Annotated in this window: 26 protein-coding genes; 2 read left to right on the plus strand and 24 right to left on the minus strand. The window is 36.6% G+C overall.

The window, feature by feature from the left end:
• Positions 1 to 2 precede the first annotated feature (2 nt).
• From AC4PID_RS18105 to AC4PID_RS18195, 19 genes are all read right to left on the minus strand, one after another.
• The gene (locus AC4PID_RS18105) at positions 3 to 1,691 is read right to left on the minus strand and encodes a hypothetical protein (RefSeq protein WP_492133394.1); all 1,689 of its coding nucleotides are present in this window, start codon (positions 1,689 to 1,691) and stop codon (positions 3 to 5) included.
• On the minus strand, positions 1,672 to 2,475 hold the full coding sequence (rnhB, locus tag AC4PID_RS18110) for a ribonuclease HII (RefSeq protein WP_492133395.1): 804 nt from the start codon (positions 2,473 to 2,475) through the stop codon (positions 1,672 to 1,674). Before rnhB ends, AC4PID_RS18105 begins: the two co-directional genes overlap by 20 nt.
• A gap of 16 nt (positions 2,476 to 2,491) precedes the next feature.
• Positions 2,492 to 3,406: a ribosome biogenesis GTPase YlqF gene (gene ylqF, locus AC4PID_RS18115; protein WP_492133396.1), complete on the minus strand. Its 915-nt coding sequence runs from the start codon at positions 3,404 to 3,406 to the stop codon at positions 2,492 to 2,494.
• Positions 3,407 to 3,622: 216 nt separating this feature from the next.
• The gene (gene rplS / locus AC4PID_RS18120) at positions 3,623 to 3,970 is read right to left on the minus strand and encodes a 50S ribosomal protein L19 (protein WP_492133397.1); all 348 of its coding nucleotides are present in this window, start codon (positions 3,968 to 3,970) and stop codon (positions 3,623 to 3,625) included.
• Positions 3,971 to 4,073: 103 nt separating this feature from the next.
• Complete coding sequence (trmD, locus tag AC4PID_RS18125) at positions 4,074 to 4,808, minus strand: tRNA (guanosine(37)-N1)-methyltransferase TrmD (protein WP_492133398.1); 735 nt, start codon at positions 4,806 to 4,808, stop codon at positions 4,074 to 4,076.
• Entirely contained in the window at positions 4,805 to 5,308 is a 504-nt protein-coding gene (rimM, locus tag AC4PID_RS18130; RefSeq protein WP_492133399.1) for a ribosome maturation factor RimM, read from the minus strand. The genes trmD and rimM overlap by 4 nt, the downstream gene beginning before the upstream one ends.
• A gap of 69 nt (positions 5,309 to 5,377) precedes the next feature.
• Complete coding sequence (locus AC4PID_RS18135) at positions 5,378 to 5,608, minus strand: KH domain-containing protein (RefSeq protein WP_281092449.1); 231 nt, start codon at positions 5,606 to 5,608, stop codon at positions 5,378 to 5,380.
• 17 nt (positions 5,609 to 5,625) lie between these two features.
• The gene (gene rpsP / locus AC4PID_RS18140) at positions 5,626 to 5,877 is read right to left on the minus strand and encodes a 30S ribosomal protein S16 (RefSeq protein WP_492133400.1); all 252 of its coding nucleotides are present in this window, start codon (positions 5,875 to 5,877) and stop codon (positions 5,626 to 5,628) included.
• A 65-nt stretch (positions 5,878 to 5,942) separates the two neighbouring features.
• The gene (gene ffh / locus AC4PID_RS18145) at positions 5,943 to 7,286 is read right to left on the minus strand and encodes a signal recognition particle protein (RefSeq protein WP_492133401.1); all 1,344 of its coding nucleotides are present in this window, start codon (positions 7,284 to 7,286) and stop codon (positions 5,943 to 5,945) included.
• 16 nt (positions 7,287 to 7,302) lie between these two features.
• Positions 7,303 to 7,644 carry a putative DNA-binding protein gene (locus tag AC4PID_RS18150; protein ID WP_492133402.1) on the minus strand — a complete coding sequence of 114 codons (342 nt, stop codon included), beginning with the start codon at positions 7,642 to 7,644 and terminating at the stop codon, positions 7,303 to 7,305.
• Between the two features lie 71 nt (positions 7,645 to 7,715).
• Entirely contained in the window at positions 7,716 to 8,633 is a 918-nt protein-coding gene (gene ftsY / locus AC4PID_RS18155; protein ID WP_492133403.1) for a signal recognition particle-docking protein FtsY, read from the minus strand.
• A gap of 27 nt (positions 8,634 to 8,660) precedes the next feature.
• Positions 8,661 to 12,218: a chromosome segregation protein SMC gene (gene smc, locus AC4PID_RS18160; protein ID WP_492133404.1), complete on the minus strand. Its 3,558-nt coding sequence runs from the start codon at positions 12,216 to 12,218 to the stop codon at positions 8,661 to 8,663.
• A 9-nt stretch (positions 12,219 to 12,227) separates the two neighbouring features.
• Positions 12,228 to 13,271, minus strand: a complete 1,044-nt coding sequence (locus AC4PID_RS18165) for an elongator complex protein 3 (RefSeq protein ID WP_492133405.1) — start codon at positions 13,269 to 13,271, stop codon at positions 12,228 to 12,230.
• On the minus strand, positions 13,261 to 13,962 hold the full coding sequence (rnc, locus tag AC4PID_RS18170; protein ID WP_492133406.1) for a ribonuclease III: 702 nt from the start codon (positions 13,960 to 13,962) through the stop codon (positions 13,261 to 13,263). The genes AC4PID_RS18165 and rnc overlap by 11 nt, the downstream gene beginning before the upstream one ends.
• A 294-nt stretch (positions 13,963 to 14,256) precedes the next feature.
• Complete coding sequence (locus AC4PID_RS18175) at positions 14,257 to 15,513, minus strand: MFS transporter (RefSeq protein ID WP_492133407.1); 1,257 nt, start codon at positions 15,511 to 15,513, stop codon at positions 14,257 to 14,259.
• Between the two features lie 146 nt (positions 15,514 to 15,659).
• Positions 15,660 to 16,685, minus strand: a complete 1,026-nt coding sequence (gene plsX, locus AC4PID_RS18180; protein WP_492133408.1) for a phosphate acyltransferase PlsX — start codon at positions 16,683 to 16,685, stop codon at positions 15,660 to 15,662.
• 113 nt (positions 16,686 to 16,798) lie between these two features.
• Positions 16,799 to 16,969 (minus strand): 50S ribosomal protein L32, encoded by a 171-nt coding sequence (gene rpmF, locus AC4PID_RS18185; RefSeq protein WP_492133409.1) that lies wholly within the window; start codon positions 16,967 to 16,969, stop codon positions 16,799 to 16,801.
• Between the two features lie 19 nt (positions 16,970 to 16,988).
• Complete coding sequence (locus AC4PID_RS18190) at positions 16,989 to 17,486, minus strand: YceD family protein (protein ID WP_492133410.1); 498 nt, start codon at positions 17,484 to 17,486, stop codon at positions 16,989 to 16,991.
• A gap of 63 nt (positions 17,487 to 17,549) precedes the next feature.
• Positions 17,550 to 18,743 (minus strand): acetate/propionate family kinase, encoded by a 1,194-nt coding sequence (locus AC4PID_RS18195; protein ID WP_492133411.1) that lies wholly within the window; start codon positions 18,741 to 18,743, stop codon positions 17,550 to 17,552.
• 145 nt (positions 18,744 to 18,888) lie between these two features.
• Between AC4PID_RS18195 and AC4PID_RS18200 the strand changes: the two genes are divergently transcribed.
• Both AC4PID_RS18200 and thyX read left to right on the plus strand, forming a co-directional pair.
• Positions 18,889 to 20,103, plus strand: a complete 1,215-nt coding sequence (locus AC4PID_RS18200) for a nucleotidyltransferase (RefSeq protein ID WP_492133412.1) — start codon at positions 18,889 to 18,891, stop codon at positions 20,101 to 20,103.
• Positions 20,087 to 20,779, plus strand: coding sequence for an FAD-dependent thymidylate synthase (gene thyX / locus AC4PID_RS18205; protein WP_492133413.1), 693 nt, complete (start codon positions 20,087 to 20,089; stop codon positions 20,777 to 20,779). The genes AC4PID_RS18200 and thyX overlap by 17 nt, the downstream gene beginning before the upstream one ends.
• 77 nt (positions 20,780 to 20,856) lie before the next feature.
• Here thyX and AC4PID_RS18210 read toward each other — a convergent pair whose 3' ends face one another.
• The 5 genes from AC4PID_RS18210 to AC4PID_RS18230 form a co-directional block, all read right to left on the minus strand.
• A complete protein-coding gene (locus AC4PID_RS18210) occupies positions 20,857 to 21,399 on the minus strand; it encodes a hypothetical protein (RefSeq protein WP_492133414.1) in 543 nt (180 codons plus the stop codon).
• Positions 21,386 to 21,880: a pantetheine-phosphate adenylyltransferase gene (gene coaD, locus AC4PID_RS18215; protein ID WP_492133415.1), complete on the minus strand. Its 495-nt coding sequence runs from the start codon at positions 21,878 to 21,880 to the stop codon at positions 21,386 to 21,388. Before coaD ends, AC4PID_RS18210 begins: the two co-directional genes overlap by 14 nt.
• Entirely contained in the window at positions 21,880 to 22,428 is a 549-nt protein-coding gene (rsmD, locus tag AC4PID_RS18220) for a 16S rRNA (guanine(966)-N(2))-methyltransferase RsmD (protein ID WP_492133416.1), read from the minus strand. The genes coaD and rsmD overlap by 1 nt, the downstream gene beginning before the upstream one ends.
• 106 nt (positions 22,429 to 22,534) lie before the next feature.
• Positions 22,535 to 24,556: an ATP-dependent DNA helicase RecG gene (gene recG, locus AC4PID_RS18225; RefSeq protein WP_492133417.1), complete on the minus strand. Its 2,022-nt coding sequence runs from the start codon at positions 24,554 to 24,556 to the stop codon at positions 22,535 to 22,537.
• Between the two features lie 87 nt (positions 24,557 to 24,643).
• Positions 24,644 to 26,305, minus strand: coding sequence for a DAK2 domain-containing protein (locus AC4PID_RS18230; protein WP_492133418.1), 1,662 nt, complete (start codon positions 26,303 to 26,305; stop codon positions 24,644 to 24,646).
• Between the last annotated feature and the right edge of the window lies 1 nt (position 26,306).

A 26,306-nucleotide genomic window follows, 5' to 3' on the forward strand; every position in this document is an offset into this window, starting at 1 on the left:
CTCTACACCTTCATATCAAAACCAAATTGAGTTGACGTATCCGACATCAATTCTTGAATCGGGTGACTATCCGTTCTCACTCTGAAACTCAGTTTAAAGTTAAATTGCTCAAATCGCTCTAATGCAGTTTCAAGTTCGTTCTTCAAGCCTTCAAAGGTTTTTAAACTTGAATCCTCAGCAAAAGTAAAATTAAGATCAATGTTATTTTTATTTTTATCAATCAAGCATCTCACTTCATCAAAATGCTTCGTATTTAAAGCAATTAAAACCTGAAATTGATCTGTATTTTCTTGATTTTTCTTTTTCTTTCTATAATATAGCTCAACCTGCTGATTCTCCTTACCGATTGGCACTTGAATCGGCATATAGACCACTTGATCGTATAACGGTTTTGAAAAGTTAGACAGCTCCTTTATAATATTAATCTCAGCCTTCGTTTCAGAAACCATCTTACTCTCTGATTCTAGATGTTTAGCGATTTGAATCAGCTTCTCCTCGTCTGGCGCCTCTCTTTTAAGAATTTCTACTATTTCGCTAATTTTTTCATTAGGAACTCTATGACGATTGATATCAGAAACTAACTTATTAATCATTTCCTTAACCGCTTCAGGTTGATTCGCAATAAGCTGTGAAACGGCAACATTTTTTAAATTAAGTGTAAGCTCGTTTTTCACAATCAAAGCATCCTCTTTTACACCAAACTGTTCTAGTAACGCTTTAACATTTTCGGCTTCATTCCCAAGCTTGTTTTGTAGAAGTTCAAATACTTTTACATTATCCGTCTCGCTAATTAGATTGCTTCCAGCTTGAATTTGGCCTTTATCCAATCCCATGACACTTTCTTCTAGTTGCATCACACTAGATTGCTTAAGGGATGATTCAACAGAACGATCTAAAGAACTAGAAGAACCATTTGGATTAAACACGTCCATAGGATTACCAGCACCTTGCGTTTGAACCAACTTAGCACCTTCCATTAATACAGTCTCAGCACTTTGTCCATTTTGGGCATTAGTGCCAATCACGTTAGACGCTGTACTGCTCTGAATCAACTCATTATTCTGTAGGGCTATATGATTACCTAGATTATTGCCTAGATGATTGCCTTGGCTATTATTTAATTGATTAATAGTATTAACATCACCTAACTTATTTGAAGAATTTGCACCTTCTGTTTGTGATGAAATTAAATTAAGAACCAATTGCTTTAAAGGGGTCTCAAGATCTTTAGAAAGGTTGATTTGACCTCCAGAGGATAATTCATTGAGCAACGTTTTAACTTCGATCATCCCTTGGCGCATATTTTGAAAGCTCTCAGAATTTATAGGTAAATTTGAGAGCTTAAGCTGATTTATTATTTGAAGATTTTCAGTGTTCACAGGCATGCCCAATTTAGAGAGCAACTGTCCATCAGCTGCCGTTGACATTTGTGCATCTTCTTTTAACACTGAAGCCAATAAAACACCGTCTTGAGTGTCGTTAATCATAATCGTAAGTGCCTGTTGATCCACTAGATTTAACTGCCCAACATTTAGCATGACTTTGTTGCCATTAAAAGCAAACCCAACCATACCATTATCTGGAGTTCCCACTACCTTACCGGTTAACGTTTTTCCAACAAGTGATTGTAAATCTAGATTCTTTTGTAAATTAACAGAATTTTGAACAATATTATTTTGCGTTATCCTCATAATTCAACCCCTTTAAGAAGCTTCTTCTATGCTCAGGCAAAATTCCATATTCTCTTATTGCTTGATAATGCTGATCGGTTCCATAGCCTTTATGAGAGGCGAGTCCATACATTGGATACTTTTTATCCATCTCTTTAAGCATGCGATCTCTTGTCACTTTTGCGATAATTGATGCTGCAGCAATACTAACACTTCGCGAATCGCCTTTAATCAAGCTTTCTTGTGTAATAGCAATTTCATTTAACTTAACTGCATCAATCAATAAATAATCAGGTGATACTGCCATTGCCTCAATTGCTCTTTTCATCGCAAGTTTTGTCGCATTTAAAATATTGATCGTATCGATTTCTTCATGTGATGCGACGCCTACACCATATGCGACAGCCTTCGATATAATCCTATCAAATAGAGCTTCACGTTGTGCTTCACTCAATTTCTTTGAATCATCGATGCCTGTGATGTCCATATCTTCTGGTAAGACAACCGATGCTGCTACAACTGGCCCAATCAACGGTCCGCGTCCAGCTTCATCTAAACCCGCAATGACTTTATAACCCTTGGTTTTAGCTTGATTTTCGAACTCGACAATTTTTGTCAAACGGATTTGTTCCTTTTCAAATGCTGCAATTTGTTTTTCAACCTGCAATGCCAATTTATTGATACTTTGACGAGAATCATTTCTTAGAATTTCTAGCCAATGATATCGTTCCTCAATCGGAGTGCTTAATATCGAAGCTTTTATCTCTGAAACTTTCATCTCATTTATTTGAGGTACCAATGCCATAAGCCCTCCACTGTTATTATAATGTACTTGATTCTAGCTCAGCTTCTTTTAATGCTTTAGCCGCAGCGATCGATTTAGGTGTTTCTAAAGTGATTTTGCCAATTAAACCTTTTCTAAATTCATCGACAATCAATCTAGATGCCTTCTCTAAATCAACTTCATTCCCTTTTACCAAGCACCCTCTTTTACGACCGATCTCAGTCATTATTGCAACGGTGTGATCCGGTTCCTCGTCAGGTTCGATCTCTTGTAATTTATATCGGTCATTAAAGAGAGATTCATAATCCTCATTTAATAACTGAATCAAATGAAATGCGATTTCTTCTATATTAATAACTTCGTCTTTAATCGCCCCAGAGCTTGCAAGCTTAATCCCTGTAATATCCTCTTCAATTTTAGGCCATAAAATACCAGGTGTATCAAACAATTCGATTTCCTTATTGATACGAATCCATTGCTTTCCTCTCGTAACACCAGGCTTATTACCTGTTTTTGCTGCATTTTTTCCTGCCAGTTTGTTAATCAAAGACGATTTCCCTACATTGGGAATACCGACGATCATAACGCGTATAGGTCTAATCAAACGACCTTGTCTCTTCGCTTTCTCAATAACATCAACCGCTAAAAGCTTTGCTTCATTTACAAGCTGAGAAACGCCTTCTCCAGATAACGCATTAATTGGAATCGCTTTAATTCCTTTATCAGCATAATCAGCAATCCACATACGTGTTCTCACAGGATCAGCTAGGTCAAATTTATTCAACGCAACCAATCTCTTTTTATGTCCTATCAAAGCATCAAACTGAGGATTTCGACTGCTTATTGGAATTCTAGCATCTAACAGTTCGATTACAACATCCACCAGCTTCAAATTGGCTTCAATTAAATCCTTCGTCTTTTTCATGTGCCCTGGATACCAGTTTATACTCATAATATCTCCTCTATTTCAATCATAAAACGCAATAAGTGATCCAAACATATCTTTATGTTAAGTTTGTTTCCTTATATTATTTTATCATAATATGCGAATTTCGTTTCACAAACAATTAAGTTTGATTTGTGTCCTCTTCAATATTGTGTCAATTAAAACAATTTACCCTATATAAATCTAAAGGGACCTATATAGGTCCCTTTTGACTGCGTACAATTATCTTTTTTCTTTAACTTTTGCCGCTTTACCAACTCTGTCTCTTAAGTAATTGAGTCTAGCTCTTCTTACTCTACCTTCTCTTACTACTTCGATTTTCTCGATTTTTGGAGAATGTAATGGCAAAGTTTTTTCAACGCCAACACCGTAAGAAATTTTTCTTACTGTGAAAGTTTCAGCAACACCGCCGTTTTGTCTTTTCATGACAACGCCTTCGAATAACTGAATTCTTTCTCTTTTACCCTCTTTAACTTTTAAGTGTACTTTAATCGTATCACCTACATTAAATTGAGGAATATCATTTCTTAATTGTTCGTTATCGATAGTTTTGATGATATTTTGGTTCATATTAACTACCTCCTTCCCTCGTAGATGTTCTTAACGACGTAAAACGCCAACAGAGGACCATCCGTAATACAACAATCGTTATTATATCATTAACATACTAGGTTTACAAGACTTTTTTAATGATCTCGCGTACCTTTTTGCTATGATCACCTTTAATATAAGTTTCATACAAATCAGGGCGTCTTTCTTTTGTAATTCTAAGTGCTTGCTCGAGACGCCAGTCATTAATCTTAGCGTGATTACCAGATAATAAGACCTCTGGCACCACATTACCATCATAATCTGTTGGCCTTGTATAATGTGGGTACTCTAATAGTCCCATGGCAAAGCTTTCTTCCTCAGAAGAATCAGAGTTCATTAAAACCTCAGAAACCAATCTGCTTACGCTATCCACAACTACCATAGCAGCAAGCTCACCACCAGTAAGCACATAGTCACCTATAGACAACTCTTCGTCGACATAACTGTCGATAAATCTTTGATCGACACCTTCATAATGGCCACATACTAAGATGAGTTCATCATAAGTAGAAAGCTCAATTACTTTATCATGCGTCAAAGTTTCACCACGTGGTGAAAGATAGATCACTCTCTTCAAATGATTTTCCTCTACAACAATGCTCCTAAGTGCATCTTTCAATGGTTGAACGGTCATTACCATTCCAGCACCACCACCAAATGGGGCATCATCTACCTTTTTATGCTTATCCAATGAAAAATCCCTAATTTGTATCGTATTCAGCTTAATTAAGTCGCTTTGTGTTGCACGACCAATGATACTCGTCTGCTTAAAAGATTCAAATTGTTCAGGAAACAATGTCATAATGTGAAAGATCATTCCAACATCCCCTCAATTAAATGTACGATGATTTTTTTATTCTTGATGTCGATCTCTTTTACGAACTCATCAACCACAGGCAACAGAAACACACCACCCTGAACGCGGTTGATTTCATAAAGATCTTGAGCTGTGTTTTGAAGCACATCCTTTAATACACCTAGTTTTTCGCCTGATTCATCGTAGATTTCGCAGCCGATCAAATCAACGATATAGTGCCCTTCGCCGTCATCTGGCGCATCTTCTCTCTCGATATAGACGTTCTTGTTGATAAACGCAGTAATCAGATTGATGTCATTATAACCATCAAAGGTTGCTAAAACCATGCCTTTATGCGCTCTAGCTGATAGTAGCTTGTACTTTACTTTGCCAAAGCCTTCTATATATAAATAATCAAAGTCAGCAAATTTATCGATGTCATCGGTATAAGGATAAATTTTTACTTCTCCCTTAATACCATGTGTATTCACAATTTTTCCGATATTAAAACAATTTTCCATTAAGCCTCCGCGGAAAAGTTCTTATGAAAATAGCTATTCTGAGAATCTCAAAATAGCTAGTGTCATTCATTATTGTATAATCTCTACAACAACTCTTTTATTTTCTTTAGTTGCAGCAGCCTTGACAACCGTACGAATTGCCTTAGCGATCCTGCCTTGTTTACCAATCACTTTGCCCATATCTTCTGGAGCAACCTTAAGCTCAATGATAACTGATTGAGAACCCTCAACCTCTCTCACTTCAACGCTTTCTGGATGATCAACCAAGGAAGCCGCAATGATTTTTACCAATTCGCTCATTTAATCACCTCGTATGCTTACTTAGCTTCGTATACGCCATGTTTTTTGAAAAGCGCTTTAACGGTCTCAGTAGGTTGTGCACCATTGTTTAACCATTGATTTGCTTTTTCAACGTCAAGTTTAACTTGCTCACCTTCAGCAACTGGGTTGAAGTAACCGATTTGGTCGATGAATTTACCATCTCTAGGAGATCTAGAATCCGCAACAACAACTCTATAGAAAGGTTTTTTCTTAGAACCCATTCTTGTCAATCTGATTTTAACTGCCATTTTTTTCACCTCCTTAAATTTACCTTATCAATAACACCAGGATATCTGGCATTTAATTGCTTTATTTAGAAGAACGGAAATTTCATCCCGCCGCCTCTTTTCATTTTCTTTTCCATACCGCCAAATTGCTTCATCATTTTTTTCGACTGATCGAATTGTTTGAGTAAGCGATTGACCTCTGAAACATGTACACCTGCTCCAGCAGCAATTCTTTTCTTTCTGCTGCCGTTGATAATATCAGGATCGATACGTTCTTTTTTTGTCATAGATTGAATAATAGCTTTTGTTCTTAACAAATCTTTATCATTGACTTCAAGCCCTTTTAAGGCTTTGTTATTATTCATTCCCGGAATCATACCTAAAAGATCACTGATTGAGCCCATCTTTTGAATCTGTTCCAACTGATCAAGAAAATCCTCCAAATCAAAAGATTGGGTTTTCATTTTCTTTTCAAGCTTCTTCGCTTTTTCTTCATCGAAGTTTTCTTGCGCCTTCTCTATAAGAGATAAGACATCGCCCATCCCCAAGATACGAGAAGCCATACGATCTGGATAAAACTCTTCAATATCTGTTAATTTTTCGCCGACACAAGCAAACTTTATCGGTTTACCTGTAACTGCTCTAACAGAAAGTGCTGCACCACCACGAGTATCGCCATCGAGCTTTGTCAAAATAACGCCACTTACTTCTAATTGGCTATTAAAATGCTCTGCTACGTTAACGGCATCTTGACCAGTCATTGAATCAAGTACCAGTAAAATCTCGTTTGGTTTTACTGTTTCTTTGATTTCGATCAATTCTTGCATCAAAGCTTCATCGATGTGTAAACGACCAGCGGTATCTATAATCACAACGTCATTACTAAATCTGACGGCATGTGCTAAACCTTGTTTTGCAATTTCCACTGGACTCACTTGATTACCAAGCTCAAACACAGGCACATCAACTTTTTCGCCGACAACCTTTAACTGTTGAATCGCAGCAGGTCTGTAAACGTCACACGCTACTAAAAGTGGTCGTTTACCTTGTTTTTTAAGAAGACTTCCAAGCTTACCACAGGTGGTTGTTTTACCAGCCCCCTGCAAACCCGCCATCATAATCACCGTTGGCGGTTTAGAACCGAAGTCAATTTTGCTTTGCGTCTTACCCATTAAATTGGTTAATTCTTCATTAACTAATTTAACCACTTGTTGGCCTGGTGTGAGGCTTTTCATAACCGATTCGCCAATAGCTCTTTCAGTTAAGGTATTTATAAAGTCTTTGACAACCTTGAAGTTAACATCTGCTTCTAAAAGCGCTAGTTTAACCTCTCTCATGGCGTCTTTTACATCTTTTTCAGTAAGTTTGCCTTTACCTCTTAATTGACTAAAGGCACCCTGTAGTTTTTCAGCTAAATTTTCAAATGCCACTCAATGCCCTCCTGTGTCACTCAATTTCAGTAAGCACAATCTTTTTAATTGTGTCTATGAGTTCGTTTGATCGAGTTGACTCATACTCGTTGATACATTCAAGAATTTTCTCAAACGCCTTTTGTTTATCAGAAAAGCGTTCGTATAGTCCAAGTTGTTCCTCATAGTGTTCGAGGACTTTCTCAGTTCTCTTGATCGTATCGTGAACGGCTTGACGACTTATACTATGCACTTCTGATATTTCACCCAATGAGTAGTCCATATTACAATACAAATCCATAATCTCATTTTGCTTATCTGTCAACATTCGACCATAAAAAGCATAAAGTGCATCTAATCTCATTTTTTTCTCAAACATAGTATCCTCACAAATTATAATTCATATTCGAAGGTGTGTCAAGCATTATTACTTTACATTATTATTTAATATTAGTTGAATAATGCTTCAACAAAATCATGTGGATCAAACGTTTGTAAATCCTCGACAGCTTCACCTACGCCAATTAACTTTACCGGTATATTCAGTTCATGGTTAATCGCCATAACAACGCCACCTTTAGCAGTACCATCTAATTTTGTTAAAACAATACCCGTAATATTAGCTGCTTCATTGAAAACCTTTGCTTGTTGAATCGCATTTTGACCCGTTGTAGCATCTAATACTAAGAGAACCTCACGTTTAGCATCTGGATATTCTCTATCGATGATTCTAAAGACTTTTGAAAGCTCATTCATAAGATTCACTTTATTATGAAGTCTACCAGCAGTATCACAAATTAGCACATCGACTTTTCGTGCTTTAGCCGCTTGAATCGCATCAAATATAACCGCAGCAGGATCTGATCCTTCTGATTGATGAATCACGCTAACACCTACGCGATCTCCCCAAATTTTAAGTTGATCGATAGCTGCTGCTCTAAAGGTATCCGCCGCCGCTATTAACACTGACTTGCCTTCTGATTTAAGATGCTGTGCAATTTTACCGATTGAAGTGGTTTTACCTACGCCATTTACACCGATCACCATTACGATCGTCGGTACATCACCTACGTTAAATGGCTCACTGTTATTTTCTCTAAGCATTTCTTCTACGACTTCTTTGAAAACGCCCTTAACTTCACTTGCATCTTTAACCTTTCTGATTTTAAGTGTTTCTCTAAGACGTTCTATCAGTTTATGCGTGGTTGGCACGCCAACGTCTGCCATAACTAAAATCTCTTCAAGTTCATCGAAAAGCTCATCGTCGATTTCACCATAATTATTGAATAAGTCATCGATTTTATCGGTTATGCCTTTACGTGTTTTATCCAGACCTTCTTTAAGTTTATTAAAAAATGAAAATGCCATGATGCCTCCTTAAATAATAGTTTACTTTTAATCAAGTTGAGCTGCAATATCTTCAAGCTTGACACTTAAAACTTTTGAAATACCATACTCTTCCATCGTAACACCATAAAGTGTATCGGCAACCTCCATAGTTCCTTTTCTATGTGTAATAACGACAAACTGAGAATTCTTAGCATACGCCTTGATGAAGTCGGCAAAACGATAGACGTTGACATCGTCAAGCGCAGCTTCTATCTCGTCTAAGATACAAAATGGCGTCGGCTTTGTAGAAAGGATCGCAAATAAAAGTGCAATCGCTGTTAAAGCCTTCTCCCCGCCTGATAGCAAATTGATACTTTGCAGTTTTTTGCCAGGTGGTTGTGCGATAATCTCTATGTCACAATCCAGCAAATCGTCATAATCGCTTAAAAGAAGCTCTGCATCACCACCATTGAAAAGATCTTTGAACGTCGATTTAAAGTGTTCATTGATTAAATCAAAGTTTTCTTTAAACATAACAATCATCTTCTTTTCCAAGTCAGCAATGATTTTCTCTAGATGACCGATTGCCTCTAGCAAATCTTTTTTCTGTTCCGTTAAGAATGTAAAGCGCGTTGAAACCTCTTCGTATTCTTTAATCGCATTTAAATTAACGTTGCCTAGCATTTTAAGTTCTGTCCTGAGCTGATTCATTTCAGATTTTTGATAAGGTACTTCTTCAACCTGAAGCGCTTCTGCAATACTCATTTCATATTTTTCCCAAAGCTCCGTCACTACAGAATCTTTTTCAACCTCAAGCTTCGCACGTTTTACCTCGAGCTTGTGAAGTTGTTCTTTTGACTCTTCGTGCTTTGATGACAAAGATTCAAGTTCTTTCGTTAAACCATTCAGATGTTTATACTCATCTTGCTTAAGTGCCATATGATTGGCGATATTCATCTGGGATTTTTCAATATTTGATTTTATTTCTAACAAATTCTGACTTAAAGTCTCAACTTGCTCTTCGAATATTTCTTTGTGTTCATTGAACTCTAGATTTTGCTTTTCTCTTATTTTCAAACGTTGATTAAAGAGCTCTGCTTCATCTTGAATTCTAAGAAGCTCTCTTTCCTTAAAATTAATGGATTGTTCAAGAGAAGCCTGTTTAAGTTTATTTGAGTTGATGCGTTCAACAAGCTCTTTTACTGATATTTCTAAGTTTTCAACCGCTTCGTCAGCATTAGATAAGGTTGATTCCACCTGTGAAACCGCTTCATTTAAGAGCACAATGTCCTTTGTATTTCGTTCAATTGTAACGCCAGATTCATTCAACTCTTCTGTCAATGTATCTAGATCATTCTGGTATTTTTGATAAATGTCCTGAGAACTCGACGCTTGCTGTTCATAATTTTCTAAAGTGTGCTCAAGACGTACAATTTCCAATCGGGTTTCATCCTGCTTTTCTCTAATCGACTTGGTAATCGCTTCATGCTCAGTAAGTGATTGTTGAATTTGCTCATTTTTCTCAATCAAAGCTGTTCTTTGATCTCGTAATGAAAGAATCGTTTCACCAAGTTCATTAATTCTTCTTTTTCTTCCTAGTATGTTTGATACTTTAGATCTAAATGAACCGCCTGATATTGCGCCACCAGGTGTTAATATATCCCCTTGAAGCGTAATGACTTTATACTTTAAATTTTTGATGCGGATCAATCGGCTTGCTGTATCGAAATCTTCAACGATTAAGATCCGACCTAAAAGAAAATCGGCAAGTATTTCAAGTTCACGATCGACAGTGACAAGATCTTTTGCAACACCAATAAAACCTTTTTCTTTCTTGGCTTTGGAGATCATGTCCTCTTGTTGGCCTTTTTCTTCTAAATTTTCTATAGGTAAAAAAGTAACACGACCTAGATCATTCTTTCTCAAATAATCAATAGAACGTTTTGCATCACTGATTTTTTCACAGACAATATTCTGAATGGCTCTGCCAAGTGCCACTTCAATAGCGATTTCATACTTTTTAGGAACGTCTAATAAAGATGCTACGATGCCAATGATGCCACTTTGATCTGGAAGGTGTTTTAAAATATCTTTAACCCCTTTATCGTAGCCATCATACTCTTCCTCGAGTGTTTTCAATAATTGATGTTCTGTTTCGCTTTGTGATAGCTCTGTACTGATTTTATCCAGCACTCTCGCATTCTCACTGAACTCTTTTTTATTATACTCTACAAATTGAATGGCTTTTCCCAGCGACTCATTTAAAGCATCTTTGTTGACAAGAGCGGTTTCAAGAGCCTTTGTAACAATGACCTTATCACTTTCAGATTGCTCTATTAGGTTCTTCTGTGCTTCAATTTGAGCAGAAATCAACTCAATTTTTTCATTTAATAAATGTCCTCGTTTGGTTAAAGACTCATTTTCTTGCTTTTTAAGTTCAATTTGATTCAATTGATCGATAACTGTTTTCTTTTGGTTGGCATTCTCTGACTTCTTTTCACTTAAAGCAAACTCACTATCATTTAGTTTATCGTTTAGCAAGTTAAGGTCATTCAATAGCGTTTCCATTTCAGAGCTAATCACTTGCTTTTCTTCTTCTAAAAGATCGATGTTCCTCTTGATATTGCTTTGATTTTGCTTAAGCTCATCAATTTCATCTTGTAAGCGCTTTATATTGACTCCAGTATTGGCAATCTTCTCATTAAGAAGCTCTCTATCACCTAATGTTTTACTCTCTAAATTTTTAAGTTCATGAAACTGGTCTTCCAGTTCTCTAATTTCACGATTAATCTCATAAACCTTTTGATCTTTTTCATTATAAGACTGCTTATATGAAAGCTGACTGTCCTCTATTGCTTTTATAACATCTTGAAGGGTTTGAGTTTGAGCCATAATTTCCATTAAATTTTGCTCGCATACCATATATCGTTTTGCATAGTAATTAAGCTCAATACTTTTAAGCGTTTCAGAAAGATCTATGAATTTTTTAGCACGTTCACTTTCGTATTTCAAAGGCTCTACGCGATCTTCAATCTCGGTTAAAATATCCTCAACTCTAAGTAAGTTATCCGTGGTTGCTTTCAACTTCTTTTCAGATTCAATTTTTCGTCCTTTGTATTTTATAATACCTGCTGCCTCTTCAAAAAGAAGGCGACGCTCTTCTTTGTTATTGCTTAAAATTTCGTCGATACGCCCTTGACCTATGATAGAATAACCTTCTCTACCGATTCCTGTATCCATAAAGAGTTCACGAACATCCTTCAAGCGACAAGGCATCTGATTAATGAAGTACTCACTTTCACCTGATCTATGAACACGTCTAACCACCGTGATTTCATCATAATCAAGCGGGAAAAATTGGCCACTATTATCAAACGTTAATTTTACTTCTGCCAGTCCCAGAGATTTTCTGTGCTTCGTACCGTTAAAAATAACATCTTCCATCTTGTTACCTCTTAACGTCTTCACACGTTGTTCCCCAAGAACCCATCGCACTGCATCAGTAATATTACTTTTCCCACTGCCATTTGGTCCGACGACGCAAGTGACACCTTCTTTAAACTCTACTGTCGTTTTATCTGCAAAAGACTTAAAGCCTCTCATTTCAACTTGTTTTAAATACACAAAACACCTCTAAGTATAAAGTATTGTCTTTTCAGTACGATTTCCGACGCTTACGATTAGCTGATTAATTGATAGCTGATCATCTGTCTCAAAAAAAACGCTTTCGCCATAGCGACTTTTCAAATCATATAAATTCTTCTTCTTTTGCCCAATGAGCTTTGAATATGAATTGGGATGTACTTTTACTGTAATAAAAGAATCATCTTCATATAGTTTTTCAATACTACTGATTACTACATCAAAATAGTATTTTGACCATACCAGCTCACCAAACGCTGGATGAAATGGACCAGCAATTACATCACCGTCAAAATCAATAAGGTCAGTTCGCTGTAGTCCAATCCTAATTACATCGATATCTGCTTTAACAAACTCAGCCAATGCCCATGCGCATAATGCTACCGCTCGTTCTAATGATAACGTTTCATACGCATTGTCACTATATCTAACTGCTAACTCAGTTAAATTGACAACGAGTGTTGGATAAAGTCTTACGCACTCAGGTTTTAAAGCAATAGCCTTTCTCACTGACATTTTAAATTTATCATCAGTATCATTTGGAAGCCCTAACATAAGTTGAATACCAAATGAAATCTTAGCATTTGATAGCATCTCAACCGCTTCAAATATTGCCTGTTCTGTATGCCCTCTTTTACTAGCACTAAGTACGACATCATCAAAAGATTGACACCCTAGCTCGACCAAATCCACATCATAATGTAACAATCGATCAATCGTCCCAGGATCAATATAGTCAGGTCGAGTTGATAACCTTATTTTATGAATCTTACCTTCCATCTTTAATTGCTTTGCAACGCGTAGATATTCAGTTTGTAGCTTTACATCAATTCCTGTAAAGCTGCCACCGAAAAAAGCGAGCTCTATCACGTCTCGCTTCATTGTTTCAATATAACGATCAACATAACTGTATAATTCTAAAGGCTTTAATGCCTCTGTAACCCCATTAATTTTTCTTTGATTGCAAAATACACAATCGTTTGGACATCCCATATGAGATACAAATACTGGAATGATACCAACGCTATTTTTCATCAGTTGCCAACCTCAATAGACCTTGCTTAGCAGCCTCTTGCTCAGATTCTTTCTTACTTCTGCCAGAACCGATGCCGATAACCGCATCATTCAACTTAACTTCAGTAAAAAAGATCTTTGAATGATCGGGACCTTCTTCTCTAACGATATCATACTTAATGCGATTCCCTTTTTGAACCTGAATCACTTCTTGAAGTCGGGTTTTATAGTCAACAAATAATTTACCTTGTACTGCATCGTCTATAGTGGCTTTTAATTGCTTTAAAACAAATTCTCTTGCACATTCCATACCACCATCTAAAAATATCGCAGCAATTAGAGCTTCGAAGGCATCTGATAGTATAGAAGCGCGTTCTCTACCACCAGTCATTTCTTCTCCACGTCCAAACAACATATACTCACCCAATTTGATACGTCTTGCAGCTTCACCTAGCGAAGCTTCACAAACAATCTTTGCTCTTACCTTAGTCAGTTGACCTTCTTCTAATTGAAGATAGTGACTAAAGATAAACTCACTAATAATTAACCCTAAGACTGAATCCCCTAAAAACTCAAGTCTTTCGTTGTTTTTAAGTTTTTCTTTTTTATTCTCATTGGAATATGAGCTATGCGTCAATGCTCTTGTAAGATAATGTGATTCTTTAAAATTGTAACCAATTAATGCTTCGATTTCTTTAATTAAAACATCCATAGTATCATCCTTTCTTTCTCAGAATGCTTAGCATTCTAATTTAATTTGAAAGGGCACTTAAATATACTATTACATCGTGAGGTTATTATTACGTCATAATATATTTAAACGACCTTTGACTGATAGGCACACTTCTTATTTTATAATTTTGAGCCATAAAAAACAATGATTTAATTAAAAATAAAACGCCTATCACAATATAGTTGTAAAGACCTATATGTGATAGGCGTTATGATTTAATGTATCGAATAAATTACTCATCCAGAGGAACAATATTCATTCCTAAAACTAAAATTACTCAGAAACCTGTACTTTATCCGTTGGTACCTTAATTAAAATCAAACCACCAATGATAAACAAAATAACGATGCTTAAAACACCGTAGTTGCTTTTACCTGTAACATAAGTGACAAAACCCATTAACAAAGGTCCCATAATTGCAGCAAACTTACCAAATATATTGAAGAATCCAAAGAACTCATTTGATTTGTCCTTTGGGATTAGCTTCGCATAATAGGATCGACTAATTGCTTGAATACCGCCTTGAACGAGACCTACTAAGATTGCTAAAACCCAGAAATCCAAAGTTGTCTTCATGAAAAATGCATAGATACAAATTAACGTATAGATTCCGATCGCTACATAGAGCATCGTCTTTCCTTTAAGCTTTTCAGCCAATTGTCCAAATATGATTGCAGATGGAAAGGCAACAAACTGAGTTACCAATAATATAATTAAGAGCATGTTGTCACTGACACCCAAATCCGAGCCATATGAAGTTGCCATTTTAATAATTGTATCCACACCATCAATATAGAAAAAATAAGCCAATAAAAATAAAAATGCAGGTTTATGAAGCTTAATATTTTTAAAAGTAACTGCCAATCGTTTAAAGCTACCTGCTATAGGATTTTTCTCTCTTGGGATACCATATTTTTGATCGACGTTCTTTGTCATCGGAATACTAAACGCAAACCACCAAACTGCAGTTAAAACAAACGCAATTTTAGGTGTTGTATAGCCGCCAAAAGGCAAAATTCCCTGTTGACTTAATAAAATGATTGCCATTGCGATGATAAAAGGAATTGTACTGCCAATATAGCCAAGCGCATATCCGTATGTGGAAACTCGGTCCATCCGATCATCATCTGTAACATCCACTAAAAAAGCATCATAAAAAACATTACTCCCAGAAAAACCAATCGCTGTTATGATATAGACAAACAAGAGCATCAACCATTGTGACTCGGGGACAAATCCAAGAACTAAATTAGCGGTAACCCCTAGAGCTAAAAAAATCATAAAAAACCGTTTCTTAAATCCATAATAATCAGCCAAGGTACCTAAAATAGGTGATAATACGGCTACGAGAAGCGAAGCGATAGAGTTAGCAAATCCCAAATACGCTGTAGATTGACTTGCTGTCACGCCCATATCCGTCGCTGCCGCTTTAAAGTAAAGCGGAAAAACAGTTGTCGTCACTGTCATTGTATACGCTGAGTTCGCCCAATCGTACAGTGCCCAACTGCGTTCTTTCTTTGAATATTTCATAAAGCCCCCTCGTTTTTATATGACTTTACTCTTCTTTTGTTCGATTCATATTAATATTAAGTTAAGTTTGACTACTGCTATTCGTTTATCCGCTATTTATGATCATATGATTCTAATTTTCTATATGATTACTTTTTCGTTTATAACTATTCCTCGTCTTCAGACTCTTCTGTACTGACTTTTGGGAAGTCATTTACTTTATCCTTAATTGCGTCCACCAATTTGCTATCGATTCCTATTTGAGCATACTTAATCGCATTCATAAACGCTTTTGCATTGGACGAACCATGTGCTTTTACCACTAAGCCACCAAGACCTAGTAACGGTGCGCCACCATACTCTGTATAGTCGAGCATTTTTCTGAAGTCCTTTAGGTTGTTTTTAAGTAGAATTCCGCCTAGTTTTCCTATGGTATTTTTCATTATCTGTGTTTTTAAACCACCGACTAACGATAAAGCTACCCCTTCTGTTAGCTTAAGAATGATGTTTCCAGTAAAACCGTCTGCTACAATAACATCTACGTTACCACTAGGTACATCTCTACCTTCTACGTTGCCAACAAAGTTAAGATCGGTTTCCTTTAAAAGCTGATGCGTTTCAATATAAAGAGGTGTTCCCTTTGTCTCCTCTGCACCAATATTAACTAAAGCAACCTTTGGATTTTGAATACCAATAACTTTTTCAGCATACATACTTCCCATATAGGCAAACTCAATTAAATTTCTAGATTTACATTCTGCATTTGCACCTGCGTCAACAAGTACAGAAGCCCCGTTCATCGTCGGATAAATCGTACATAAAGCAGGACGACTAATGCCTTTGATTCTACCTACTTTAAGAAGACCACCTGCCAAAAGTGCACCTGTATTACCTGCAGATACAAAAGCATCTATCTCACCTTTTCTAAGTGCTTTTAAGCCGACCACCATCGATGAATCCCCTTTGGTCTTTATGGCTTTAACTGGTTTGTCATCATTTTCTATTACTTCTGTTGTATGGACGATTTCAATACGATTTTTATCATATTTGTATTTACTAAGTTCATTATTAAGTTTTGTTTCATCACCGTAAATCACGATAGTGCTTTGAACTATATTCAGTGCATCTATTGCACCTTTTACAGTTTCCAAAGGTCCGTGATCGCCACCCATACCATCAAAACCAATTTTCATGCTACACCTCAATATTTAAAAGAATAATTTATTTCCTTTAATGATAAATAAAAATAGTAAAAAAGGCAATAGCCTAACGACTATTGCCTTTTGCAAGAAGCTCATGCCTCTTATTATTTCGCGTCTCTGCTGTGGTAATATCCACACTCAGCACATTCTCTGTGTGATACATTTGCCGCTTTACATTTTGGACATTCGATAATGTTTGGAGCAGTCATTTTAATGTTAGATGCTCTTCTCTTATCTCTTCTCGCTTTACCTATTTTACGCTTAGGTACTGCCATATCTTAACACCTCCTTAATCTAAGTGAATAAATTCTTAAGTGCCTCAAGTCTCGGGTCAATTTTCTTTTCATCACACTCACACATACCATTGTTAAGATCTTTTCCACAATGAGGACAAAGTCCTGCACAATCTTCATTACAAAGTATTTGTAGTGGCAAATTTAAAGTTATATCTTCTTCCAATACAGGGACCAAATCTAGTTTGCCATCTTGAATCAAAATCAGATCTTCCTCTTCATCTGTCTCAAGTGACGTAGCTAAGAGTCGCTCTACTGTATTCTGAAGGTTAACATTAACGTCTTTTAAGCATCTGTGGCATTCGAAAACCAATTCTCCAGAATAAGAGAGGGTTAATTCATAGCGTTTATCCAGTTTTCTGACACTTCCTGAAAATTGAATAGCCGATGCGTTCACACACTCAATTGACTCTAAAAAAGACTTGTCAAGTTCTAAACTTGACTCAAAATCCGATTGATTCTGAAGTCCTTTAATAACCTTTGAAAGTTCAAGGATCATAATTTCACCTCTTCAATGCAACATTAACATTATAATTATATCGAAGAGGTTTGTCAAGTAAAACTACTTAACTAATTCTAAAGTATCTCTAGCAATGGTTAATTCTTCGTTTGTAGGAACAACCATAATTTTTACTTTTGAATCGTCAGTGCTTACGACAGTTTCTTTACCTCTTACTTTGTTTTTAGCAGGATCAAGAACTGCACCCATAAATTCAAGGTTCTTACAGATCTCTTCTCTACTTTCTACCCCATTTTCACCTAAACCTGCAGTAAATACGATTGCATCTACACCACCTAATACAGCAGCATATGCAGCAATGTATTTTCTAACGTTGCTATGGTAGATATCAAGTGCTAGGATAGCTCTTTCATTACCTGCAGCTGCAGCATCTTCAATATCTCTGAAGTCACTGCTTACGCCTGAAATACCAAGAACACCAGATTTTTTATTCATGATGTCATTCATTTGGTCTAATGTTAAGCCTTCTTTACCCATGATATAAGTTACGATTTGTGGATCGATATCACCACATCTTGTACCCATTACTAGACCTTCAAGTGGTGTAAAGCCCATTGATGTATCAACTGATTTACCGCCGTCGATAGCAGCAAGTGATGCACCATTACCTAAATGGCAAGTGATGATTTTTGTATCTTTAAGATCTTTGCCAAGTAATTCAGCAGTTCTTGCAGATACATATCTGTGGCTTGTTCCGTGGAAACCATATCTTCTTACGTGATCTCTTTCGTAGTATTCGTAAGGAAGGGCATATACATATGCGCTTTTTGGCATCGTTTGGTGGAATGCTGTATCGAAAACAGCAACGTTTGGAACACCTGGTAACAATTCTTCGATTGCTCTGATACCGATAATGTTTGGCGGATTGTGAAGTGGTGCAAGTTCGATACACTCTTCTAGTGCTGCCATTACTGAGTCGTTTACAACTACAGATGCACTATATTTTTCGCCAGCATGTACAACACGATGACCTACGGCATTGATTTCTTGAAGTGATGCGATAGCGCCATGCTCAGCATGTACAATTGCATCTAGCACTTGAGAAAGCGCTTCTTTGTGATCCTTCATAGAAACTTCGATTGTTTTTTTATCTTTTCCCTCTACTTCATGTTTTAATCTAGAGCCTTCAATACCTATTCTCTCTACAAGGCCTTTCGCTAAAACACTCTCATCTTTCATATCAAATAATTGATATTTAAGTGATGAGCTCCCACAGTTGATAACTAAAACATTCATTAATTGCCCTCCTTGAATATATATATCATATGATATAGTAAATATAGTGATTTCGGTCATACATATATATTATAATGTAATTGAATGAATTTTCAACACTAATAAGAATTATTCGTGAAAAAAACAAACAGCCCTTGGAGGTCATATGAAGATTGTTGGCATCGTTTCGGAATATAATCCCTTTCACAACGGTCATGCCTATCAAATAGAACACACAAAAGAATGTCTAAATGCAGATGGTGTTATTGCTATCATGAGTGGTCAGTTCGTCCAAAGAGGCGCTCCGGCAATATATGATAAGTGGACACGTGCAGAAATGGCAGTCGCATCCGGTGCTAACCTAGTATTGGAACTCCCCACCTACTATGCAACCTCTAGTGCCGAAGCATTTGCCTATGGTGCAGTGAAGCTATTAGATGCCACTGGCGTTGTGACACACATCTCTTTTGGATCTGAAAATGATGATCTTGAGCGTCTGAAAGCTATTGCAACCATCCTTACAGATGAATCAGAAGCATTAAAAGCCGAATTATCGACCTATATGGAACAGGGTAATACCTTTCCTAAGGCGCGAGAACTGGCTCTAAAGTCACTCCATCCTGATCTTCTCAAGGACTTTGATATGAATCAATCCAATGCCATCTTAGTCCTAGAATATCTTAAGGCCCTCAATCGACTTGGGTCAAGTATAAAACCCTTTGTTGTCAAAAGAAAAGGTCGTGGTTATCACGATACTGCTCTAGACGATCGTTTTGCAAGCGCAACAGGGATACGTGAAGGGGTAAAAACGGGCAAAGCTGTCGATCGATATATGCCCGACTCAGCTTATCAGATTCTTTCAGCGACAAAATACAGTCCCGTATTTATGGAACAATTAGAAATACCTTTACTTTATAAGATTAAGTCATCTTCATTAGAAGACCTCGCTCAGATTAAAGAAATGACAGAAGGGCTAGAGCACAAAATTCATAAACTTGCACCTGCTCTAACCTCTTATGAATCTCTTTTAGAAGCTCTAAAGTCCAAGCGTTATACGCATACTAAAATCAGCCGACTGCTACTTAATCTGCTTTTGGATATTAAAGCGCCTTTCCAGTTTAATGACGAGGATCATTACTTTAGAGTTTTAGCTTTTGATGAAGTAGGGCAAAAAATCATACGTCAAATCAAGAAAAATGGGTATTATCCTTTAATAACAAATATCAATACCTACAAAAGAGATAATCCTTTGCTTGAACTAGATCTTAAAGCAACCGATATTTATTATCTCTCTCAAAAAGATGTGACACATCGAAAAGGTGGACTAGATTATTTGAAAAAACCCTATATACACAGGAGGCATGATGAAGAAAATATTTAATAATGGTTATGTAAGGTTAGTCGATACCATGGGCAGCGATCTTTCTGTCGTCAACTCAGCCAGAGTTAGCTTTAATAGAGCGACAGAGACACTTAGACCAGAGGATGAAAAACTCATAACCTATCTCGCTAAGAACGATCATACTAGCCCATTTAGACACGCAACCTTACAGTTTGAAGTCTATGCCCCACTCATGGTAGCCCGTCAGTGGTGGAAATATATTATTGGCTCATCACACCAAGACCCATTTACAGCATGGAATGAATCCAGTAGACGTTACGTCACTGAGGAGATAGAATTTTATCTGCCTGAAGCGACTGACTGGCGTAGCAAACCAGAAAACTCAAAACAAGGTAGCGGACCCAATTTAGATGAAAAAATCGGCGGTGAAGCTTTGGAACGTTTACTCGCGCAGATCCAATCTGGCATGGCCAATTATGATTGGGCAATCGAATCCGGTATAGCGACTGAGCAAGCGCGTCTCTTCATCCCTAGTGCGTATGGATTAATGGTTAGATGGTATTGGACAGTTTCACTTCAAGGTGTCGCACATTTTTTAATACAAAGAACCGATGACCATGCACAATTTGAAATCAGACAGTATGCAGAAGCAGTTAAAGAACTTGCTTTGGAAAGGTTTCCAGTTTCACTTGATGCCTTACTGAAATATCTATAAAAAATTAAGGCTGTTGTAAATCCAATAAGATTTGCAACAGCCCTTTTTTGTGTGATTGATACTATTCATCTAAAAACTTATTTATACTCTTCAAGCTCTTCTATATTTTCACGTACAGTGTGAAGGATTTTAGAAAGATTGACTTCAACACGTCTCATGATGTCTTCAGCATAATCATAAGAACCGGTTCTAATACCCTCTGCCTTTTCTTCAGCATCTGTTAAAATTTCTTGTGCTTTCATTCTAGCTTGTCTTACGATTTCATGCTCATTAATCAACTCTTTAGCTCGATTGGTTGCATTGATTAAAATTTCTGTTTCTTGAGCTTTTGCAGTTTCAACTATTCTAAGCTCCTCATGGCGTGCATTATTGACGAGTTCGTCAGCAATTTGCGTCGCTTCTTCAATAATTTGCGACTTTTGTGATTTGATGAATCTAACTTGTTGATATTCATCTGGTAACATCATATTGATGTCCTTGATAATGCTTAAAAATTCTTGACGATCAACGAGAATTTTACCTGTAAGAGGCACAGTAGGCGAAGCCTCAAGCTTATCTTCAAATTCTTCGAGCAATTCTAATACTCTTAATTCTAATTCCTGAATTTTACTTGTGCTCATTTGAACCTCCCAACTTTATATTGATAGCCGCTTTAACTTCTTCATTGACGAAATTAGTGATATCGCCACCAAAGCTTGCGACTTCTTTTACGATACTAGAGCTTAAATACATGTATTCAGTTCGTGTCATGATAAATACGGTTTCTATCTCACGGCACAGCTTTTGATTAACACTTGCCATTTGGAATTCAGCTTCAAAATCTGAAATAGCTCTAAGCCCTTTTACCAACACGCGAACGTCATTGTTTCTTAAGTAATCTACTAAGAGCCCCTCATGTCGATCAATCTCTACATTGGGTAAATGCTGAGTCGATTTCTTAAGCAACTCAACGCGTTCATCTACATTAAACATAGGTTTCTTATTGCGATTATACATAACTGCAACGATTACTTTGTCAAAAATTTTACACGATCTTTCAATTATATCTATATGACCTAATGTAACTGGATCAAAACTCCCTGGATAAACTGCAACTTTCATTAGAGCCTCCTAAATACAGTAACGCCAATTTTACCATATTTTTTTTCTTTAATCACTTCAAGATTCTCATACTCTATATCTAGATCCGAATCTCCAATCGCATGTTCAACAACGACTAAGCCATTTTCACACAAAAGATTATTTATTGCGATTTTTTCAAGAGATCGCTTAACGTGACCCTTGTTGTATGGCGGGTCCATCATTATAATTTGATATTGATGGGTGGTTTCTTTATCTAAGAAGCCATATACTTCAGACAAGACAGTAACTGCATTTGTAGTTAACTTCGTCTTAGTTAAATTTTTCTCTATAATTGACATAGCGGATTTACTTTGCTCAACCAAATAAACACGACTTGCACCTCTGCTTAACAGTTCAATGCCAAGAGCCCCTGAGCCAGAAAACAAATCTAAGCAAACAGAACCATAAATATACGGCTGTAGCATGCTAAAAACGGCTTCCTTTACTCGATCAGTCGTCGGTCTAGTATCAAGGCCTTCTAAAGCATCCAAAACTATACCTCTTGCACTTCCTGAAATGACACGCATTTTTACATCCTTTAATATATAGTAACACTTCATTATAACACTTTATAGATAGGTTTCAAAACCAAAAATTTGAAATCTATCGCCTTATTTCAATAGGTATAAGGCACTAAAGTGTAAACCATTTTTCAAGATTGTTATTCTGCTTTTGGATGAGCTCTTTAAACTCAACATTTCCCATTTGATATTCATCAATAACAATTCTAATATGCTTTTGAACCTCTGATAATATGTCTTGGTGTTTGATCAAGTTCGCCAGCTTTAACTCTGGAATACCATGCTGTCTCAATCCAAAAACCTCTCCAGGACCACGCAATTCTAAATCTTTTTCAGCGACTACAAATCCATCACCAGAATTAACTAAAGTTTCAACCCGTTCCTTTGAAGTGGCAGACAACTTGTCACTCAAAAGGAAACAGTACGATTGTTCATCACCTCTACCAACGCGACCTCTGAGCTGATGTAACTGTGAAAGTCCAAATCTTTCAGTATTTAGGATTACCATCATTGTAGCATTAGAAACATGTATACCAACTTCTATAACCGTTGTTGATACTAAAGCAGCTATTTCTCCTGACTTAAACTGATGCATGATTTCATCTTTCTCTATCGCCTTCATTTTGCCATGAATTAGGCCAACCTTGTGTGGTGTAAGTTTTAACTTTAACTCCTCATATAGCTCTTCTGCGGACTTCAAATCCATTGTTTCTGAAGCTTCGATTAGTGGACAGACAAAATAAGCCTGTCTACCCTCTTTCAATTTTGCACCTATAAAATCATACATCTCTGCTTGCTTTGACTTACCAACAAAATGTGTCTTGATCGGTTTACGACCACTTGGCATTTGGGCTATAACAGACACATCCATATCCCCATATAAAATAAGTGAGAGCGTTCTTGGAATCGGTGTCGCTGACATGATCAACGCATGCGGTCTTAAAGATTTTTGTAGTGCTGATAATCTTTGTCTAATGCCAAATCGATGCTGTTCATCAGTCACGACAACACCCAGTTGTTTAAAACTCACATCTTCTTGTAAGACAGCGTGTGTACCAATAATCACACCTAATTCACCCTCAGCGATTTGTACTTTGATCCGCTTTTTTTCAGAATTTGAAATGTTGGATGTTAATAGACAACTTGGTACCTCTGGATATAGCTTGATAAAATTCTCATAGTGCTGCTCGGCAAGTAGAGTTGTTGGTGCCAACAAAATACTTTGATAACCGTTATCATGAGCGGCTAATAAGGTCAAAAATGCTATAACTGTCTTGCCAGAACCGACATCTCCTTGAACCAATCGATTCATACTATAACCGCTTTTTAAATCCTCACAGATTTCAAGCATTACTTTTTCCTGTGCTTCCGTTAATTGGAAAGGCAATCTCATTTTATAGTCATTTAGCCGGTTCAATGAAAATGAAGGCAAGTTAGGCTTATGATAATTGAGTTTTAACAACATCAAACGCAATTGCAAGAAAAATAGTTCCTCATAAATCAGTCTTTTCTTCGCTGACTTATATGTTTCTCGCGATGTTGGAAAATGAATCTCTTTGAGTGCAAATTTTAAAGAAGGCAAATTAGCAAGTTTTATTAGCCCTTCTGGCAGTGTCTCATCTAACTGATTTAAACAATATGACAACACCTGTCTGTGAATGGCTATTAACTCCGATTGAGTTATACCGTTAGTCGAATTATATACGGGTACAACACTTAAGAAATCTCTATTTGTAAGAGGTGCATATTCCGGTTGCATCATTTTAAAATTAGGTCCATTTTTCTCAATTTTTCCATAAAAAAAATAACGAGAGCCCTCTTCAAAATGGCTTAAAATATATTGCGCATTAAAAAAAACAACCTCACCCGTGTAGTAATCCGATCGCACATCTAACAGTAGCATTTCTTTTCTAGTTTTAGGGATATACTTCGTTCTTTTACGAACAACGATGCCTTCTATTACTTGAATATCACCAGAAACAACATCAGATATCTTTTTAACGGTTCTTCTGTCTACATATCTAAAGGGATAATCAAACAAGACATCACTATATGTTTCAAGTCCAAGTTTTCTAAGTCGTTGCGCTTTTTTTTCACCGACGCCTTTTAAAAGCGTTAAAGGTTGTTTAAACAAATGCCACCTCATTATTAAAAAAACAGCAAGGCTAAGCAAATAAGCTTATTTGCAAGTCTTGCTGTTTGACTCAATTACTTTATTTTCTTACTCAATTGAAAAAACATAATAGTAAACAGGTTGACCACCTGCATACATGTCCACTTCTAACTCAGGATATTTTTCTTCAATTAGTGCAACTACCTTCTCAGCATCTGCTTCAGTAACATCAGAACCATAATATACGGATAAGATTTCAGAATCTGCATTGATGGTATTACCAATCGCTTCTAATATAACATCCTCAATTGACTTGCCAACACCTTTGATATCACCATCAGAAACTGCAAGATAATCGTCTTTCTCAATCGTTAAATCGTTAAAAGTCGTATTTCTCACAGAATATGTGATTTGGATGGTTTTCACAGTGCTTAAGCTTGCCAGCATTGCCTCATAGTTTTCTTCAGCAGTAGCATCTCTATCAAAAGCTAACATAGCTGTGATACACTGTGGCATCGTCTTTGAAGGAATCACGTAAACATCTTTATCAGATAAATCTTTTGCTTGATTAGCTGCCATAATGATGTTGCTATTATTCGGGAATAAAAACACGTGATTCGAACCACATTTTTCTATTTCCTTCATAAAATCTTCAGTACTTGGATTCATCGTTTGACCACCCGTTATACTACCGTGGATACCCAAATCCTTAAAGATATTAGTAAAGCCTTCGCCCATAGCTACTGCAATAAAACCGTAATCCTCTTCATGCTCAGTATTTTGAACAGCGGCTTCTTCTTCTACCTTTATCGTTTCATCTAAAGGAGCATGTGCACCTTCAATAATTGTACTATGTTGATCCTTCATGTTTTCAATTTTCACTTTTTTAAGAGAACCATGCTTTAAGGCTTCTTCCAAAGCAACACCAGGGTTATTGGTATGCACATGAACCTTAATTAAATCGTCATCTTGTACAAAGACCATGCTGTCACCAAGTTTCTCAATTTCAGCTCTTAAAATTGAGCCATTCATTTGATCACCTTCGATTATAAACTCTGTACAATATGCAAAATGAATGTCCTCTGTAGACATAAAGTTTTGTGCTGGTTCATGAGTTGCTTCAGTCATTTTAAGTGAAGAGAAATCAGTTTCAATACCTTGCATCGCATCAAGACATCCTTTTAAAATGAATATTAAGCCTTTACCACCTGCATCAACAACGCCAGCTTGCTTTAAAACCGGCAAATATTCAGGCGTCAAATCTAAGGTTTCTTCACCTTTTTTAATTAATAGTTCCATAAGTTCGATCAAATCAAGCTCTTCATGTGAATATTCAACTGCTTTTTCTGCAATTTTTTTAATAACGGTAAGAATTGTACCTTCAACTGGCTTTAAAACCGCACTGTAGGCAGTATCCGCTGCATCTTTAAATGCTATACACAAATCAGCTGAATTTAAAGTTGTCTTACCTTTACATCCTTTTGCAAAGCCTCTGAAAATCTGCGAAAGTATAACGCCAGAGTTACCTCTAGCGCCCATTAATGAGCCTTTAGATATTGCTTTTGATACTTCTTCTACAGACTCATATGACATCTTATTTAAACTTTCAATTGCTGAATTCATTGTCAATGACATGTTTGTTCCAGTATCACCATCTGGTACTGGAAAAACATTTAAAGCATCAACCAACCCTTTATTTTTATTTAATTCTACTGTTCCTTGCTTAAACATTTTGGCAAGCAACTCGGCATTTATGGTATTAAGTTCCACT

Source organism: Fusibacter sp. QWL-12, from assembly GCF_058683495.1.

Coding starts and splice junctions, on each gene's coding strand:
- rpmF (WP_492133409.1), bottom strand. CDS start 16,969: ATGGCAGTACCTAAGCGTAAAATAGGTAAAGCGAGAAGAGATAAGAGA.
- AC4PID_RS18135 (WP_281092449.1), bottom strand. CDS start 5,608: ATGAGCGAATTGGTAAAAATCATTGCGGCTTCCTTGGTTGATCATCCA.
- AC4PID_RS18175 (WP_492133407.1), bottom strand. CDS start 15,513: ATGAAATATTCAAAGAAAGAACGCAGTTGGGCACTGTACGATTGGGCG.
- ylqF (WP_492133396.1), bottom strand. CDS start 3,406: ATGAGTATAAACTGGTATCCAGGGCACATGAAAAAGACGAAGGATTTA.
- AC4PID_RS18195 (WP_492133411.1), bottom strand. CDS start 18,743: ATGAATGTTTTAGTTATCAACTGTGGGAGCTCATCACTTAAATATCAA.
- AC4PID_RS18165 (WP_492133405.1), bottom strand. CDS start 13,271: ATGAAAAATAGCGTTGGTATCATTCCAGTATTTGTATCTCATATGGGA.
- AC4PID_RS18190 (WP_492133410.1), bottom strand. CDS start 17,486: ATGATCCTTGAACTTTCAAAGGTTATTAAAGGACTTCAGAATCAATCG.
- rpsP (WP_492133400.1), bottom strand. CDS start 5,877: ATGGCAGTTAAAATCAGATTGACAAGAATGGGTTCTAAGAAAAAACCT.
- AC4PID_RS18105 (WP_492133394.1), bottom strand. CDS start 1,691: ATGAGGATAACGCAAAATAATATTGTTCAAAATTCTGTTAATTTACAA.
- rimM (WP_492133399.1), bottom strand. CDS start 5,308: ATGGAAAATTGTTTTAATATCGGAAAAATTGTGAATACACATGGTATT.
- rnhB (WP_492133395.1), bottom strand. CDS start 2,475: ATGGCATTGGTACCTCAAATAAATGAGATGAAAGTTTCAGAGATAAAA.
- thyX (WP_492133413.1), top strand. CDS start 20,087: ATGAAGAAAATATTTAATAATGGTTATGTAAGGTTAGTCGATACCATG.
- rnc (WP_492133406.1), bottom strand. CDS start 13,962: ATGGATGTTTTAATTAAAGAAATCGAAGCATTAATTGGTTACAATTTT.
- AC4PID_RS18200 (WP_492133412.1), top strand. CDS start 18,889: ATGAAGATTGTTGGCATCGTTTCGGAATATAATCCCTTTCACAACGGT.
- coaD (WP_492133415.1), bottom strand. CDS start 21,880: ATGAAAGTTGCAGTTTATCCAGGGAGTTTTGATCCAGTTACATTAGGT.
- trmD (WP_492133398.1), bottom strand. CDS start 4,808: ATGATCTTTCACATTATGACATTGTTTCCTGAACAATTTGAATCTTTT.
- rplS (WP_492133397.1), bottom strand. CDS start 3,970: ATGAACCAAAATATCATCAAAACTATCGATAACGAACAATTAAGAAAT.
- AC4PID_RS18210 (WP_492133414.1), bottom strand. CDS start 21,399: ATGAGCACAAGTAAAATTCAGGAATTAGAATTAAGAGTATTAGAATTG.
- rsmD (WP_492133416.1), bottom strand. CDS start 22,428: ATGCGTGTCATTTCAGGAAGTGCAAGAGGTATAGTTTTGGATGCTTTA.
- AC4PID_RS18150 (WP_492133402.1), bottom strand. CDS start 7,644: ATGTTTGAGAAAAAAATGAGATTAGATGCACTTTATGCTTTTTATGGT.
- ftsY (WP_492133403.1), bottom strand. CDS start 8,633: ATGGCATTTTCATTTTTTAATAAACTTAAAGAAGGTCTGGATAAAACA.
- plsX (WP_492133408.1), bottom strand. CDS start 16,685: ATGAAAATTGGTTTTGATGGTATGGGTGGCGATCACGGACCTTTGGAA.